This window comes from Bradyrhizobium sp. STM 3566 (assembly GCF_045571445.1).
Taxonomy (GTDB): Bacteria; Pseudomonadota; Alphaproteobacteria; order Rhizobiales; family Xanthobacteraceae; genus Bradyrhizobium; species Bradyrhizobium vignae.
This window is the reverse complement of sequence record NZ_CP120692.1, coordinates 4,425,381-4,440,975: the sequence shown is the minus strand read 5'-3', so window position 1 is coordinate 4,440,975 and position 15,595 is coordinate 4,425,381. Positions and strand designations below refer to the sequence as shown.

Below are 15,595 nucleotides of genomic sequence, written 5' to 3'. Positions count from 1 at the left end.
CGCCGAGCGGTACAGGACGGGAGACTGGGTATGATGAGGGGCGGGACTGTTGCGGGAGCGGTTTTGGGCGCCATGACGCTGCTCGGCTGCCTGGCATCCTCCGCCGAAGCGGCGCAATGCGGCAGCTCGCCGGCCGGCTTCGAGGCCTGGAAGCGCGAGTTCAGCGCGGAGGCGCAGGGCAAGGGCATCGGCCCCACCGCACTGTCGGCGCTGATGCAGACCAATTACGCCAGCGCGACCATTGCGGCCGACCGCGGCCAGCGCAGCTTTTCGCTGACGCTCGATCAGTTCCTGGCCAAGCGTGGCGCCACCACCATCGTCGCCAAGGGCCGGCAGCTCAAGCAGTCGCAGGCCGCCTTGTTCGCCTCGATCCAGCAGCGCTATGGCGTCCCGCCCGGGCCGTTGATCGCGATCTGGGGCATGGAGACCGGCTTCGGCAGTCAGCGCGGCAACCAGAACATGCTGTCGTCGATCGCGACCCTCGCGTATGATTGCCGCCGTCCCGAATTCTTTACGGACCAGCTCTACGCCGCCTTGAAGCTGATCGACCGCGGCACGCTGTCGGGATCGACCCGCGGCTCCATGCATGGCGAGGTCGGCCAGACCCAGTTCATGCCCAAGAACATTTTGGCCTACGGCACTGGCAATCTCGACGTTGCTGCAAATGCGCTGAGCTCGACAGCGAATTTTCTCAAGGCGCATGGCTGGCGCGCGGGAGCCGGGTACCAGCCGGGCGAGCCGAATTTCGCTGCCATCGAGGCTTGGAATGCCGCAGGCGTCTATCAGAAGGCAATCGCGCTGATGGGCCGGCAGATCGACGAGGGTGGGGGCGCCGCAGCCTCGCGCTAGAGTATGATCCAGACCCGAAGGGCGGCGTTAGCGAAAAGTGTTGCGCGGCTTTTTCGAAAAGATCATGCTGAAACAATAACCTAAAGCGCGATGACGATCTCATCGCGCTGAAGGTTGCTCAGCAAGGCGTGATGCGCCGACGCGAGAAAGTTGTTGCCATTGGGAACCGGCGGCACGAGGTTTGCTTTTATCAAGTTCAGGGCTGGGCATGAGGAGACTCAATATGGCTACCCAGATCGTGATGGACCAGACGGGCGATACGCGCCACGAGTTTGATCCTGGCAATGCCGAAGCGCTGGCGCGAGCCGAACGGCGCTTTCGGGAGCTGACCGGAGCCGGCTTCACCGCCGCGCTTCGAACCGGGCCCGGCGAAGTCACCCGTATCAGATCGTTCGATCCGACCGCGCAGGAAACGTTGTTCTATCCCCGCCTGGTCGGCGGCTGATCTGAGCTGCTCATGATCGCGGCAGTTTGGCTTCGCGCACCGGCGCGTGCGCGTTTGCATGCGCTGCGTGAACTCTATCGCCGCTTCTTCGGCGAGAACACGCCGGATGCCCGCGGCCGCCGGCTTCTGGCCGAATGGCTGACGCCGGCGCAGCGCGCGCAGTTCGAGCAGCACCGGTATTTCGACGTCGTCGGCTGCGACACCGGCAGGACCTATCGCATCCATTACGGCACGGCCGCCAACGTCCATGAGATCGATGTTGAAGGGCACGCGACGATGGGGTGGTGCTTCGTCCCGTCAGGCTTCCTGGTGCCGGGCGACGTGATGCTGGCGCAGAAGATCGCGCTCGAGACGGACGAGAAGGGAGCGCTTGCGCTCGCCAACCGGTTTCCGCCGGCCACGCATTCCGAGCACTTCTACCGACGGCCTTTCTAGCGCGGGTAAGGGCGAGGCGGTCAGGAGTGCGTGGTGCGGTAGGCGTCCAGCGCATGCGCCGCGAAGATGCCGATGCTGCAAAGCGCGAGCAGGGCTGAGATCAGCTCAATCATAGCTCGTCCTCCAGTAGCGGCTGGGCGACAAGATTTTGGCAGCAGGAATATTCGTAGATCAGGTCCAGGATGAATTGCATGGGTGGCCGTCCCTGTATTTGTTTTGACAACCACTTAACTGGCCATCTGTTTCAGGCGTGTTTCGTCGCATCGGGAAAGGGGTTTCGCGCGGAACCCTGCGCTGGTTTGTGCGCTGCGGGCCCGCTATATCCCGCTATCGCTCAGGGCCATTTAAGCCGTCTCCTCGGGAGCGGCGCATCATATTGCGAGGCAAAATCATGGCGCAGGTCGAGTGGTTCGACGATCTCACCGTCGGAATGCGGTTCAAGTCCCCCGAAGTTCTGGTCACCGAGGCCGACATCAAGCGCTTCGCTGCCGAGTTCGATCCGCAGCCGATGCATCTCGACGATGAGGCCGCCAAGACGACCCTGTTCAAGGGGCTTGCTGCCTCGGGATGGCACACCGCCGCGATCGCCATGAACCTCGCGATCCAGACCCGCCCGTTCGGTCCGCATCCGCTGATTGGCGCCGGTGTCGATGGCCTGCGCTGGACGATGCCGGTGCGGCCCAATGATCGTCTGCATCTGGTCGGCGAGGTTATGAGCCTGACGCCGTCCAAGTCGAAGCCTCAGGGTATCGCGCTGGTCAAATGGACCATGCTCAACCAGAACGGCGAGGAAGTTTACACCTTTACTCCCATCGCCATCGTACCGCGGCGGGACTCGCGTTGAATCATTCGGCGAGCCCCTGAACCGGCGCCGCGCTGATGTCGCTGCCGTGATGCGTCAGCGGCTTCATGCCGGTGACGGTTCTGAGCAACACATAGAACACCGGTGTCAGGAACAGGCCGAACACGGTGACACCGATCATGCCGGAGAACACGGCGACGCCCATGGCGCGCCGCATCTCCGAGCCTGCGCCCGTCGAGAGCACCAGCGGCAGCACGCCCATGATGAACGCCATCGACGTCATCAGGATCGGGCGCAGTCGCAGCCGGCTGGCTTCGATCGCGGCCCGGATCGGCGTGCGCCCCGCAAACTCGAGCTCGCGCGCGAATTCGACGATCAGGATCGCGTTCTTGGCGGAGAGGCCGACGAGCACGATGAGGCCGATCTGGGTGAAGACGTTGTTGTCGCCCTTCGAGATCCAGACGCCGAACATCGCAGCGAGCAGGCCCATCGGCACGATCATGATGATCGAGAGCGGCAGGGTCAGGCTCTCATAGAGCGCGGCCAGCACGAGGAACACCAGCAGGATTGCCAGCGGGAATACCCAGATGCCTGAATTGCCGGCGATGAACTCCTGATAGGTCAGGTCAGTCCATTCGAAGGCAAAGCCGGGCGGCAGCACCTCCGCGGCAATCCGCGTCGCGGCTTCTTGTGCCTGGCCCGACGAAAAGCCGGGGGCTGCCGCCGCGTTTATGTCGGATGACAGGAAGCCGTTGTAGCGGATCGCGCGCTCTGGTCCTGCGCTCTGGCGGATCTTGAGCAGCGCCGACAGCGGCACCATGTCGCCTGAGGACGAGCGCACTTTCAACTGCCTGATGTCGTCGGCGCGGGCGCGGAACGGCGCGTCAGCCTGGACCCGGACGGAGTAGGTGCGGCCAAACTTGTTGAAGTCGTTGACGTAGTAGGACCCGAGGTAGATCTGCAGTGTGTTGAATACTTCAGTCACGGGCACGCCAAGCTGGAGCGCCTTGGTGCGGTCGATGTCGGCGAAGAGCTGGGGCACGTTGACCTGGAAGCTCGAGAACACGCTGGCGATCTCCGGCGCCTTCTGCATCGCCGCCATGAACGCCTTGGTGGCTTCGTTCAAGGCGTCATAGCCGAGGCCGGCGCGGTCCTCGATCTGCAGCTTGAAGCCGCCGATGGTGCCGAGGCCGTTGACCGGCGGAGGCGGGAACATGGCGATGAACGCCTCCTGGATGCCGGCATATTTCTTGTTCAGCTCGGCCGCGATCGCTGGCCCGCTGAGCGAGGGATCCTTGCGTTCGTCGAACGGCTTCAGCGTCGAGAACACGATGCCGGCATTGGAGGAATTGGTGAAGCCGGAGATCGACAGGCCTGGAAAGGCCACCGAGCTCTCGACGCCGGGCTGGGTCAGCGCGATGTCGCTCATCTTGCGGATGACTTCTTCGGTACGGTCGAGCGTGGCGCCATCGGGCAGGCGAGCGAAGCCGACGAGGTATTGCTTGTCCTGTCCCGGCACGAAGCCGCTCGGCACCTGCTGGAACAGCAGGGCAGTGAGGCCGACCAGCCCCACATAGAGGCCCATCACCGCGGCCTTGCCCGAGATCACCTTGGTAATGGTGCCGCTGTAACTCTCCGACGAGTAGGTGAACGCCCGATTGAAGCGGCGGAAGAACCAGCCAAGGCTCTTTTCCATGACGATCGTCAGCTTGTCCTTCGGCTCGTCATGGCCCTTGAGCAGCAGCGCCGACAGCGCCGGTGACAGCGTCAACGAGTTGATGGCGGAGATGACCGTCGAAATCGCGATCGTCAGCGCGAACTGCTTGTAGAACTGCCCGGTGAGACCGGAGATGAAGGCGAGCGGCACGAACACCGCGATCAGCACCAGCGCGATCGCGATGATCGGACCCGACACCTCACGCATGGCCTGATAGGTGGCATCCCGCGGCGACAGTCCGGCCTCGATATTGCGCTCGACATTTTCGACCACGACGATGGCATCGTCGACGACGATGCCGATCGCGAGCACGAGGCCGAACAGGCTGAGCGCGTTGATCGAGAAGCCGAACACGTGCATCACCGCAAACGTGCCGACGATCGACACGGGCACGGCGAGAAGGGGAATGATCGAGGCCCGCCAGGTCTGCAGGAACAGGATCACGACCAGCACCACCAGCGCGATCGCCTCCAGCAGCGTGTGGATGACGGCCTCGATCGAGGAGCGCACGAACTGGGTGGGATCGTAGACGATCTGGTAGGACACGCCTTCCGGCATGTTCTTCTTGATCTCGGCCATGGTGGCCCGGACGTGGTCGGAAATCTGCAGCGCGTTGGAGCCGGGCGCCTGGAAGATCGGGATTGCCACCGCCTGCTTGTTGTCGAGCAGCGAGCGCAGGCCGTACTCGGACGCGCCAAGCTCGATGCGTGCGACGTCGCGCAGCCGCACCACTTCGCCGCGTGCGCCGGTCTTGACCACGATGTCGCCGAACTGCCCCTCATTTGCGAGCCGGCCTTCCGCATTGACCGAGAGCTGAAGATCAATGCCTTTGATGTTCGGGGAAGAGCCGACGACGCCAGCGGCGGCCTCGACGTTCTGCGCCTGGATCGCCCGCACGATGTCGCTCGCGGTCAGCCCATGCTCGGCCGCCTTCTGCGGATCGACCCAGACCCGCATCGAATAGTCGCCGGCGCCGTAGAGCTGGACGTCGCCGACGCCATCGATCCGCGCCAGCCGGTCCTTGACGTTGAGCACGGCATAGTTGCGCAAATACGTCATGTCGTAGCGGCCGTTCGGCGACAACAGATGCACCACCATGGTGAGGTCGGGCGACGACTTCTTGGTGATGATACCGAGCTGGCGCACCACATTGGGCAGGCGCGGCTCGGCCTGCTGCACGCGGTTTTGCACCAGCTGCGTCGCCTTGTCGGGGTCGGTGCCGAGGCGGAACGTCACCGTCAGCGTCATGGCGCCATCGGTGGTCGCCTGGCTCGACATGTAGAGCATATTCTCAACGCCGTTGATCTGCTCTTCGATCGGTGTCGCCACCGTCTCCGCGATCACCTTGGGGTTGGCGCCGGGATAGGTCGCGCGCACCACGACGGAGGGCGGCACCACGTCCGGATATTCCGAGATCGGCATCGCGAACAGCGAGATCAGGCCGGCGAGGAAAATCAGGACCGACAGCACGCCGGCGAAAATCGGACGATCGATGAAGAATTTTGAGAGATTCATGGCCTTGCCCCTGGGCAATATCATTCCGATCTCTGGCCGCCTCACCGTCGTTCCGGGGCGCGCGCGTTGCGCGCGAATCCGGAATCCAGAGGTGAAGTGATCGGAGTTTCGTAACTGTTCGATCCCGGGTTCGCGCTACGCGCGCCCCGGGATGACGGAAAGCACTAGCGTTGCACCACGTCCTGGTTGCTGTGGTTGGACGCCTGCTGCGGCCCCCGCGCGCCCATCTGCGCGATCTCCGTCTTGAGGAGGGCGCCGGGACGCACGCGCTGCAGGCCGTTGACGACGATGCGGTCGCCGGACTTCAGGCCCGAGGTGACGATACGAAGCCCGTCGACGGCGCCACCGAGAGTAACCGGCCGGTAGACGGCGCGATTGTCATCGCCCACCGCCATCACGAACTTCTTGTCCTGGTCGGTGCCGATCGCGCGCTCGTCGATCATCACCAGCGCCTGTTGCTTCGGCTGGCCCATGCGCACGCGGGCGAACTGCCCGGGGATGAGGCGGCCGTCATCGTTCTTGAATACCGCGCGGACGCGGATGGTGCCGCTCTGGCCGTTGACCTGGTTGTCGATGAGCTGGATGTGGCCCTTCGCGGACAAGCCGCCCGAGGTCGTCATCTCGACCGGGATCTGGTCAAGCTTGCCGCGCCGGCCGGCGCCATCTGCGATCGAGTTCAGCGCGCGCAGCACGACCTCTTCATCCGCATCGAACGAGGCGTAGATCGGATTGACCGAGACCAGCGAGGTCAAGACCGGGGATGCGGTGCCGGCGGCGACGAGATTGCCGACGGTGACCTCGATCTTGCCGACGCGGCCATCCACGGGTGCGCGCACCTCGGTGTAGTCGAGATTGAGCTTTGCCGTCTGCAGCGTCGCCTCGGCCGCCTTGACGTTGGCGATGGCTTCACGATGGGCATTGTCGCGCTGGTCGTAGTCGCGCCGGGTGACCACGGCATTGCCGACGAGCTGCGCGCCGCGCTCGAGCTCGCTCTGGGTGAAAACGACGCGGGCTTTCGCAGCCTCGAGCTGGGCCGCAGCCTTGTCGACCTCGGCCGCATAAGGGGCGGGATCAATCTTGAACAGCACGTCGCCGGCCTTCACCAGCGCACCTTCGGTGAAGTTTGCCGACAGGATCGCACCCGCGACGCGCGGGCGGAGCTCGACGCGGTTAATGGCCTCGAGCCGGCCGGAGAAATCGTCCCACAGCACGGTCTGCCGTGGCTCGATCATCGCGACGGTGACGGAGACAGCTTGTTCAGCCGCCGCCGGTGCGGTCGCTTGCGCGGCATGAAAATAGCGGCCGGTGGCGATCGAGCCGGCCGCGGCGAGGGCGCCCACGATGGCAACGCCACTCAGAAGGCGGCGGAAACGGCCGGTGCGGGAGGTATTTTGGGAGGGGTGCATTTGCGCGCTCCAGATATGTAGTGTTCGCTACAGATGTGGAGCTGGATACCGCAGCGCAAGATACTTATGTACCATTCGCTAAGAAAATTGTAGCGCGATACCGCAAGAATTGGAAGGCACTAGGAAAGTAGAATTAGAACAAATAGTTAGGATCCGGCATTAAGTCTTAGGCAGAACCTGAATTCCGAGGAGGTAGGTACATGGGCATGGGACGCCCCCGCGAATTCGACGCCGAAATGGCGTTGGATCAGGCGATGGAAGTGTTTTGGCGCCATGGCTATGAGGGCGCGACGATCGCCCAGCTCACGGAGGCCATGGGTATCAATCCGCCCAGCCTCTATGCCTGCTTCGGCAACAAGGAAGGCTTGTTGAAGGCCGCGCTCGATCGGTACACCAAACTGCGCGGCGCCTGGATGGACGAGGTGGTGGCAGCGCCGACCGCCCGCGCCGTCGCCGAGCGGATGCTGATGGGCATCGCCGAAAAACAGACCGATCCCGCCAATCCGCCGGGCTGCCTGCTGGTGCAAGGCGGCATCGCCTGCGGCACCGGCTCCGAGAACGTCCCCTTCGAGCTCGCCGCCCGCCGTGCCCAGAACGAGGACCAGCTTCGCGACCGTTTCGTCCGCGCAAAGGCGGAGGGCGATCTCAAGGAAAGCGCCGATCCCGCCGCGCTCGCGCGCTACGTCTCGGCGGTGTCCGTCGGCATGGGCGTGATGGCGTCTTCGGGCGCCGATCGCGAAGCGCTGCGGCAGGTCGCGAGCGTCGCCGTGCAGGCGGTCGAGGCGCAGTCGGCCGACAGGCCCCAATAGCCTCGCCGGACCTCATCTTGCGCGCCGCCTCGGCGCCTCTCTTGGATTTGCAGCGACCATGTTCGCGCTGATATTTCTCGGGACATCGGCGAGCGTTCCCTCAGCGGAGCGCAACCATCCGGCGCTCCTCGTGGAGGCCGCAGGCAAGCGTGTCCTGATTGATTGCGGCGAGGGCACGCAGCGCCAGTTGCTGCGCAGCGGCGCCGGCTTTCGGCGGCTCGACCGCATCCTGCTGACGCACGCGCATCTCGATCACGTGCTCGGCATCCCCGGCCTGTTCTCGACGCTGGGCTTGCGGCAGACCTCCGACGCGATGACAATTCACGGCGGGCAGGGAACGCTCGACATCGTCATCCGAATGCTCGCAGGCCTGTGGGGCGCGGGCAGGGCGCCGATCGCGGTCAAGTTCGCACCGCTGAGCGCGGGACGGGTCATCGATGCCGATGAATTCACCATTGACTGTTTTCCGGTCCGCCATCGCGACACCGACAGTTTTGGTTTCGTCTTCCAAAGCCCCGCGCGCCGTCATCTTCGGCCTGATCGCCTCGTAGCGCTGGGTGTCCCCGACGGTCCCTTGCGGGGCGAGTTGGCCGCGGGCCGACCGATCGTGCTTGCCAGCCGAACCATCGATCCGGAAGACGTGCTCGGCCCCCCGAGCCGCGGAAGGAGGCTCGTCGTGATCGGCGACATCGAGACCACCGAGGGGCTGTCCCCATACGTAGCCGACGCCAACATGATGGTGATCGAGGCGACGTTCCTCGATCGCGACGCGCCGACCGCGCGGAATTACGGCCATCTCACAGCGGCGGAGGCCGCTTCCTTCGCGGCCGCGAATAAGTCGGCCAGCTCGTGCTGACCCATATGTCAGGGCGCTACGAAGACGAGGAGATCCTGGCGGAGGCGACAAGGATATTTCCGAACAGCCGGATCGCTGCCGACTTCGATCGTCTCGTGATCTAGGCGCCGCGACCGCGCTCAGCTCGACAATCCCGACTTGATCGCGAGATCCTGCGCCTGGCTCGTCAACTGCACCAGTCGCGGCAGCGCCTGATCGCGGAAGGCCGCCATGTCCATCCGCATCGCATCGACGGTGACGCTCAATCCGGCGATCACCAGACCTTGCGCGTCGAAGATCGGCGTTGCCAGCGTGCGCAGGCCATAGGCGTTCTCACCGTCGGAGACGGCATGGCCTTTCTTCTTGACCTGATCGAGGCGGGAGAGCAGGGCATCGAGGTCGGTGAGCGTTCGCTCCGACAGCTTTACGCGGGGGCGCAACTCGAGCCGCGCGATCTGCTCGTCGCGCGCCAGATGCGCCAGCATGACGTGGCCGAGCGCGGCGCTGTAGGCGGGGATGCGCGAGCCCGGCCGGCGATCCATCTTGTGGCGATCGAGGCCGGCACCGACGCGGGCAAGATAGACCACGTCGCCGCCGTCGAGGATGCCGAGCGAAGCCGCATCGCCCACCGCAGGCACGAGCTCGCGCAGCAGCGGCTCGACGATGGTCCGTAAGGATCCGTGCGACAGCACGGTGTAGCCGAGATCGAGGCAGGCGACGCCGAGGCGGAATCGGCGGCTCTGCGGAACCGCCTGGAGATATCCGAGCTCGATCAGGGTCTGGATCAGCCGGAAGGCGGTTCCGCGATCGAGATCGGCCCGTGCGGCAATCTCACTCAGGGTGAGCTCGAAGGCCTCGCTGGTGAAACTCTTGAGCACGGCGAACGCCTTGCCGACGGAAGCGACGTAATTCTTTGGATTTTTCGGTGTGGATTCAGGTTTACGCTTTGCGGCCTTGTTCTCAGCCTTTGCCATCCTCGAATGCCCGCCATGACAGCTGCCCTTGACGCGGCGGCAGCTGGATCCTACCAACGGGATAGAGCATAACAAATGTTCGCATTCCGAACAATGTCGATTTGGCGATCGGAGGAAGTTTGTCGACATCATCGCTGCACCCTCATGGCGTGTTCTCCGCCGCGTTGACGCCCCTCGACGCCGGGCTCGCCCCCGATCATGCGCGCTTCGTCGCGCATTGCCGTTACCTGCTGGACGAAGGCTGTGACGGCATCGCGCTGCTGGGCACCACCGGCGAAGCGAACTCCTTCTCCGCAGCCGAGCGCATGGCGCTGCTCGAGGCAGTGGTGGCCGCGGGCATCGCGCCGCAGCGGCTTCTGCCAGGCACCGGCGTCGCTGCGCTCACTGAGACCATTGCGCTGACGCGTCACGCGCTCTCGGTCGGGGTCGACACCGTGGTGATGCTGCCACCGTTCTACTACAAGGGCGTCAGCGACGACGGCATCTACGCGTCCTACAGCGAAGTCGTGCAGCGCATCGGCGATGCCAGGCTGAGGATCGTGCTCTACCACATCCCGCAGATGTCGGCGCAGCCGATCTCGCATGCGCTGATCGAGAGGCTGCGCAAGGCCTATCCGGCGATCTTCACCGGCATCAAGGATTCCTCCGGCGACTTCGCCAACATGACCGCGATGGTCGAGCGTTTCCCGGGTTTTTCGGTTCTCGTCGGGGCAGATCCACTGCTCTTGCCGCTGCTGCGCAAGGGCGGGGCAGGCTGCATCACCGCAACCTCCAATCTCGTCGCGCGCGACCTTGCCTACGTCTACAAGCATTTTCGCGACAGCAACGATGATGCGGGGCTCAAGGCGGCGCAGGAGCGCATCGTGAAGGCGCGCGAGCTGGTCTCGCGTTTCCCGCAGATGGCGTCGCTGAAGACGATCGTTGCCGAGCGCACCGGTCATGCCGGATGGCAGCGCCTGCGGCCGCCGCTGGAATCTCTGCCGCCGGTCCAAGTGAAAGAGCTGCTTGCGGATGCGGCGGCATTCGCCGCCGCCACCGTGTAGACTCGACCGAAGCGACGAGGCGAACCGATGTCCGATGCTTTCCAGGATGCGCTGGCCGGGCTCGCCGCGATCGTCGGCGACAAGCATGTCATCGCGTCCGGACCCGACCAGGAGCCCTATGTGGTGGACTGGCGCGGGCGCTATCACGGCCGTGCGGTCGCGGTGGTGAAGCCGGGCTCGACCGCCGAGGTCGCCGCCGTCGTGAAATTCTGCGCCGCAAGGCGGCTCGCCATCGTGCCGCAGGGCGGCAACACCGGCATGTGCGGGGCGGCGACGCCCGACGATCGCGCGGGCAATGTCGTGATCCGGCTCGACCGCATGCGGGCCGTGCGCGACGTCAGTCCGCTCGCCAACACCATCACGGTGGAGGCCGGCTGCATCCTCGCGGAGGTACAGAACGCGGCGCGGGACGTCGACCGCTACTTTCCCTTGAGCCTTGGCGCCGAGGGCTCCTGCCAGATCGGCGGCAACATCTCGACCAACGCCGGCGGCACCGCCGTGCTGCGTTACGGTCCGACGCGCGATCTCGTGCTCGGGCTGGAGGTCGTCTTGCCCGATGGCCGCGTCCTCAATGGCCTGCGCGCACTGCGCAAGGACAATACGGGCTATGCGCTCAAGCAGCTCTTCATCGGCGCGGAGGGCACGCTCGGCATCGTCACCGCGGCAGTGCTGAAGCTGTTCGCAACCCCGCGCAGCTCGGCCCTGGCGTTGTTGAAGCTGCAAGGCGTGGAGCAGGCGCTCGAGATCATGCAGCGCCTGCGCGGCGCAGTCGGCGACCGGCTCGGCAGCCTCGAGATCATGTCGCGCTCGCAGGTCGAGGCGATCGCCGCGACGGTGCCGCATGTCACCATTCCCTTCGAGCTGACGACGCCGTGGTATCTGATCGTCGAGCTGACCGATACGCTCGCGGGCGTTGACCTCAATGAGCCGCTGGCCGCGGTCCTCGCGGATGCGATGGAAGCCGGGCTCGCTGACGACGCCATATTGGCTTCCAATCTGACCCAGGCGAAGGCGATCTGGTCTGTCAGGCACAGCGTGTCCGAAGGCAACAAGCGCAGCGGCTATGTGGTGTCGCACGACAGCGTGGTGCCGCTGGAGCGCCAGGCAGCCTTCGTCAACAATGTCGAAGCCCGCATCAAGGCGGCCGTCCCGCATGCGAAAGTCGTCATGCACGGCCATATCGGCGACGGCAACATCCACGTCGTGGCCCTGATCGATCGCGTGCATTGCCAGGATCCGGATACGACAGCGAGGCTCGTGGCGCACATCAACGAGATCGTCGACGACGAGACCGCGGCGCAGGATGGAGCGATCAGTGCCGAGCACGGCATCGGCATTACCAATCGCGGCAGGCTTGCGCGGGTCGCCGATCCTCTCGATATCGAGCTGATGCGCGACATCAAGCAATTGCTCGATCCGCATCGCCTGATGAATCCCGGCAAAATCTTCAGCATGGGCGTAGCCTGACCATGACGAGCGTCCGCCTGCTTGCTGACGATCTCACCGGTGCGCTCGACACCGCGGCGGAGTTCGTCGGCCTGTGCGGACCGTTTGACGTCACCTGGCCGGACGCACCTGCGACGTCCGGCTCCGGGAGTCTCGCGATCGACAGCGGTACCCGCGAGCGGTCGAAGGCCGAGAGCGTCGAGATCGTCGCGCGGCTGGCGCCGCAGCTCGAGGGGGCGACGATTGCCTACAAGAAGGTCGACAGCCTCCTGCGTGGCGCGTGGGCGGCCGAGCTCGGCGCCTGCCTGCGCAGCGGCCACTGGGTATCCTGCGTGGTCGCGCCCGCGTTCGACTATCAGGGGCGCCGCACCGCGGGCGGCCAGCAATTCGCGCGCACGATGCAAGGCGAGTGGCACCGGGTCGGCGACAATTTGCTCGATCAGTTGAGGCAGGACGGCATCGAGGCGCGGCAGGGCAGCTCCGATACGCTGGCGCTGGGCGGCGTTCAGGTGTTCGATGCCGAGAGCGACATCGACCTCGATCGCGTCGTCGAGATGGCACGACGCATGCCGGGACCCGTACTGTGGTGCGGAAGCGGCGGATTGGCCGGTGCGCTTGCACGCAGCCACCGTGCCGATGCGCCGAGCCAATTGAAGTTGCCGGTGCTGGGGTTGTTCGGCTCCGACCAGCCCGCCACCGCCTCTCAGCTGGCTGCGTGTGGCGCGGCGACGATTGCGCTTGCGGAAGGCGAGGGCGCGGCGCGCGTCCAGCGCAAGCTGGGCGACGACCGCGTCGCGATGGTCAAATTCTCTCTCGCCGAAGGCTTGATGCGCACTGAAGCGGCGCGGCGGATCGCGCGCGAAATGGCGGCATTGATTGCGGCGCTCGACCCGCCCGGCACGCTGATCGTCGCCGGCGGTGAGACCCTGAAGGCCGCATGCGTTGCCCTTGGCGCGCATGCGCTCCAGGTGACAGGACGTATCGTTCCTGGATTACCGCGCTCGATCCTGCAAGGCGGGCGCTGGGCCGGCGTCGACGTGATCTCGAAATCCGGCGCATTCGGTCCCAGCGGGCTGTGGCGTGACCTACTCCGGGACAATCATCTGCTCAGAATGGAGAGTCCGACATGACCTCTCGTCATCTTGCCATCACCATGGGCGATCCGGCCGGGATCGGGCCGGAGATCATCGTCAAGGCCTGCGTCGGGCTGAAGGAGCGGATCGCGAAGGGCGATCTGCGCCTGCTCATCATCGGCAGCGGCGCAGCGCTCGATGGTGCCAAGTCCGCGCTCGGCGCCGATGTTGCGATCCCGAAGGTGACGGCCGACGATCGCGAGTGGCCCGATCTCTGCTACCTGCAGGCCGACGTCGAGGGCGATCCGATCAAGCCGGGCGTGCTCAGCGCCGATGGCGGCCGCTTTGCCTACAAGGCGATCGAGCAGGGCGTGCGCTTGACGCAGGCCGGCCGGACCGCGGCCATCGTCACCGAGCCGCTCAACAAGGAGGCCCTCAACAAGGCCGGCTATCATTTCCCGGGCCATACCGAGATGCTGGCGCATCTCACCGGCGTGCGCGGCTCGGTGATGCTGCTCGCCCACGGCAACATGCGCGTCAGCCATGTCTCGACCCATGTTGCGCTCGAGGACGTGCCGAAACGACTGACGCCGGAGCGGCTGCGCATGGTGATCGACCTCACCAATGACGCGTTGCGCCGGCTTGGCATTGCCAGGCCGAAGATCGCGATCGCCGCCCTCAATCCGCATGCCGGCGAGGGCGGTCTGTTCGGCCGGCAGGATATCGACGTATCGGCGCCGACGATCGCGAAGGCCGTGGCGGATGGCCTCGACGTCGTCGGTCCGGTGCCGGGCGATACCATTTTCGTCAAGCTGCGTGCCGGCCAGTTCGATGCCGCGGTCGCGATGTATCACGATCAGGGGCACATTCCCGTCAAGCTGCTCGGCTTCCAGGTCGACCCGGCGACCGGCCGCTGGCAGGAGCTCTCCGGCGTCAACATCACGCTCGGCTTGCCGATCATCCGCACCTCCGTCGATCACGGCACCGCCTTCGACATCGCCGGCAAGGGCATCGCCAACGAGCACAGCCTGATCGAGGCCATCGATTATGCCGAGCGGCTGGCCGCCGGCACCTCCGCAGCCAAATCATGAGATCGAACGCACGATGACCAACGCCTTCACGCCCATCGAAATCCAACGTCCCACCATCCTGGAGTTCGGCAACGGCACGATCACCGCTGCAGCGCGCTTCGCCGAGCGGATCGGCGCCAGGCGGCCGCTGGTGATCTCGGACCCGTTCAACGCGCGCCGTGTCGACACGCTGGCGCTGCCGGGGGCGGTGAAAGTGTTCGGCGACGTCAAGCCCGAGCCTGACCTGCCCAATCTCGAGAAGGCGGTGGCGATGGCGAAGGAGGTCAAGCCCGATCTCGTCGTCGGCTTCGGCGGCGGCAGCGCGATGGATCTCGCCAAGCTGGTCGCGGTGATGTGCACGAACGAGATCGCATTCGCCGACATCGTCGGGCCCGAGAAGGTGGCCGGACGCAACGTGGCACTGATGCAGATCCCAACCACCTCGGGTACCGGCAGCGAGGCCGGCACCCGCGCGCTGGTCACCGATCCCGTCAGCCAGAACAAGCAGGCAGTGCAGAGCCGCTTCATGCTGGCCGACATCGCGATCATCGATCCGGACCTGACGATGACCGTGCCGAAGCAAGTGACTGCGGCGACCGGCGTCGACGCCTTGGCGCATTGCGTCGAGGCCTACACCAGCCGCAAGGCCCATCCGACGATCGACCTCTATGCGCTCGAAGGCGCACGGCTGGTCGGACGCTATCTCAAGCGCGCGGTCACCGATGGCAGCGACCGCGAGGCGCGTGCCGGCCTGTCACTGGCCTCGCTCTATGGCGGCTATTGCCTCGGGCCGGTGAATACGACGGCGGGCCACGCCGTGGCCTATCCGCTCGGCACGCGCCATCACGTTGCGCACGGTCTCGCCTGCGCGGTGATCTTCCCGCACACGCTCGCTTTCAACATGCCGGCGGTGGAAGAGAAGACAGTCGCCGTGCTGGGTGCACTGGGGCTGCCGGAACGCAATGATCCCGAGCTTGCATTCGATGCCAGCTATGAGTTCTGCAAGGACCTCGGCATCGAGATGCGACTGTCCGCGCTCGGCGTGCCCAGAAACGATCTCGGCGTGATGGCGGACGAGGCGCACGCCATTCGTCGCCTGCTCGACAACAATCCGCGCGATTTGAGCCGGGATGCGATCCTCAACATGTACGAGGTCGCGTTCTGACACGCCTGCTG

At 65.2% G+C, this 15,595-nt stretch carries 13 protein-coding genes and 1 pseudogene; 11 read left to right on the top strand and 3 right to left on the bottom strand.

The annotated features are described in order from the left end of the window. Positions 1–30 precede the first annotated feature (30 nt). The 4 genes from P6U27_RS21510 (at position 31) to P6U27_RS21495 (ending at position 2,573) form a co-directional block, all read left to right on the top strand. Positions 31–849 carry a lytic transglycosylase domain-containing protein gene (locus tag P6U27_RS21510; protein ID WP_122403777.1) on the top strand — a complete coding sequence of 273 codons (819 nt, stop codon included), beginning with the start codon at positions 31–33 and terminating at the stop codon, positions 847–849. A 223-nt stretch (positions 850–1,072) separates the two neighbouring features. Then, entirely contained in the window at positions 1,073–1,294 is a 222-nt protein-coding gene (locus P6U27_RS21505) for a hypothetical protein (RefSeq protein ID WP_007592399.1), read from the top strand. 12 nt (positions 1,295–1,306) lie between these two features. Continuing rightward, a complete protein-coding gene (locus tag P6U27_RS21500) occupies positions 1,307–1,729 on the top strand; it encodes a hypothetical protein (protein ID WP_122403776.1) in 423 nt (140 codons plus the stop codon). Between the two features lie 391 nt (positions 1,730–2,120). Then, complete coding sequence (locus tag P6U27_RS21495; RefSeq protein ID WP_122403775.1) at positions 2,121–2,573, top strand: MaoC family dehydratase; 453 nt, start codon at positions 2,121–2,123, stop codon at positions 2,571–2,573. Position 2,574: 1 nt separating this feature from the next. Here the strand turns inward: P6U27_RS21495 and P6U27_RS21490 are convergent, their stop codons facing one another. Together P6U27_RS21490 and P6U27_RS21485 are read right to left on the bottom strand one after the other, a co-directional pair. Beyond that, the gene (locus P6U27_RS21490) at positions 2,575–5,763 is read right to left on the bottom strand and encodes an efflux RND transporter permease subunit (RefSeq protein WP_407192543.1); all 3,189 of its coding nucleotides are present in this window, start codon (positions 5,761–5,763) and stop codon (positions 2,575–2,577) included. 164 nt (positions 5,764–5,927) lie between these two features. Then, complete coding sequence (locus P6U27_RS21485; RefSeq protein WP_407192542.1) at positions 5,928–7,169, bottom strand: efflux RND transporter periplasmic adaptor subunit; 1,242 nt, start codon at positions 7,167–7,169, stop codon at positions 5,928–5,930. A gap of 200 nt (positions 7,170–7,369) precedes the next feature. Here P6U27_RS21485 and P6U27_RS21480 point away from each other — a divergent pair, with 200 nt between their 5' ends. Together P6U27_RS21480 and P6U27_RS21475 are read left to right on the top strand one after the other, a co-directional pair. Further along, positions 7,370–7,978: a TetR/AcrR family transcriptional regulator gene (locus P6U27_RS21480; RefSeq protein WP_129143172.1), complete on the top strand. Its 609-nt coding sequence runs from the start codon at positions 7,370–7,372 to the stop codon at positions 7,976–7,978. A gap of 58 nt (positions 7,979–8,036) precedes the next feature. Further along, positions 8,037–8,938, top strand: a pseudogene (locus tag P6U27_RS21475) (ribonuclease Z). A gap of 15 nt (positions 8,939–8,953) precedes the next feature. Here the strand turns inward: P6U27_RS21475 and P6U27_RS21470 are convergent. Then, entirely contained in the window at positions 8,954–9,787 is an 834-nt protein-coding gene (locus P6U27_RS21470; protein WP_407192541.1) for an IclR family transcriptional regulator, read from the bottom strand. Positions 9,788–9,906: 119 nt separating this feature from the next. Between P6U27_RS21470 and P6U27_RS21465 the strand changes: the two genes are divergently transcribed. The 5 genes from P6U27_RS21465 to P6U27_RS21445 are packed head-to-tail and all read left to right on the top strand — an operon-like array spanning position 9,907 to position 15,584. Beyond that, positions 9,907–10,830 (top strand): dihydrodipicolinate synthase family protein, encoded by a 924-nt coding sequence (locus tag P6U27_RS21465; protein WP_407192540.1) that lies wholly within the window; start codon positions 9,907–9,909, stop codon positions 10,828–10,830. A gap of 27 nt (positions 10,831–10,857) precedes the next feature. After that, positions 10,858–12,297 (top strand): FAD-binding oxidoreductase, encoded by a 1,440-nt coding sequence (locus P6U27_RS21460; RefSeq protein WP_407192539.1) that lies wholly within the window; start codon positions 10,858–10,860, stop codon positions 12,295–12,297. Between the two features lie 2 nt (positions 12,298–12,299). After that, positions 12,300–13,406 (top strand): four-carbon acid sugar kinase family protein, encoded by a 1,107-nt coding sequence (locus P6U27_RS21455; protein WP_407192538.1) that lies wholly within the window; start codon positions 12,300–12,302, stop codon positions 13,404–13,406. Continuing rightward, positions 13,403–14,440 carry a 4-hydroxythreonine-4-phosphate dehydrogenase PdxA gene (gene pdxA / locus P6U27_RS21450; RefSeq protein ID WP_407192537.1) on the top strand — a complete coding sequence of 346 codons (1,038 nt, stop codon included), beginning with the start codon at positions 13,403–13,405 and terminating at the stop codon, positions 14,438–14,440. The genes P6U27_RS21455 and pdxA overlap by 4 nt, the downstream gene beginning before the upstream one ends. Before the next feature lie 13 nt (positions 14,441–14,453). Next, positions 14,454–15,584, top strand: a complete 1,131-nt coding sequence (locus tag P6U27_RS21445; RefSeq protein WP_407192536.1) for an iron-containing alcohol dehydrogenase — start codon at positions 14,454–14,456, stop codon at positions 15,582–15,584. Positions 15,585–15,595: the final 11 nt, after the last annotated feature.

Bases quoted from the DNA above. Each gene is read 5' to 3' on its own strand.
- P6U27_RS21470 (WP_407192541.1), bottom strand. From the start codon at position 9,787: ATGGCAAAGGCTGAGAACAAGGCCGCAAAGCGTAAACCTGAATCCACA.
- P6U27_RS21505 (WP_007592399.1), top strand. From the start codon at position 1,073: ATGGCTACCCAGATCGTGATGGACCAGACGGGCGATACGCGCCACGAG.
- P6U27_RS21490 (WP_407192543.1), bottom strand. From the start codon at position 5,763: ATGAATCTCTCAAAATTCTTCATCGATCGTCCGATTTTCGCCGGCGTG.
- pdxA (WP_407192537.1), top strand. From the start codon at position 13,403: ATGACCTCTCGTCATCTTGCCATCACCATGGGCGATCCGGCCGGGATC.
- P6U27_RS21495 (WP_122403775.1), top strand. From the start codon at position 2,121: ATGGCGCAGGTCGAGTGGTTCGACGATCTCACCGTCGGAATGCGGTTC.
- P6U27_RS21460 (WP_407192539.1), top strand. From the start codon at position 10,858: ATGTCCGATGCTTTCCAGGATGCGCTGGCCGGGCTCGCCGCGATCGTC.
- P6U27_RS21485 (WP_407192542.1), bottom strand. From the start codon at position 7,169: ATGCACCCCTCCCAAAATACCTCCCGCACCGGCCGTTTCCGCCGCCTT.
- P6U27_RS21510 (WP_122403777.1), top strand. From the start codon at position 31: ATGATGAGGGGCGGGACTGTTGCGGGAGCGGTTTTGGGCGCCATGACG.
- P6U27_RS21480 (WP_129143172.1), top strand. From the start codon at position 7,370: ATGGGCATGGGACGCCCCCGCGAATTCGACGCCGAAATGGCGTTGGAT.
- P6U27_RS21445 (WP_407192536.1), top strand. From the start codon at position 14,454: ATGACCAACGCCTTCACGCCCATCGAAATCCAACGTCCCACCATCCTG.
- P6U27_RS21500 (WP_122403776.1), top strand. From the start codon at position 1,307: ATGATCGCGGCAGTTTGGCTTCGCGCACCGGCGCGTGCGCGTTTGCAT.
- P6U27_RS21455 (WP_407192538.1), top strand. From the start codon at position 12,300: ATGACGAGCGTCCGCCTGCTTGCTGACGATCTCACCGGTGCGCTCGAC.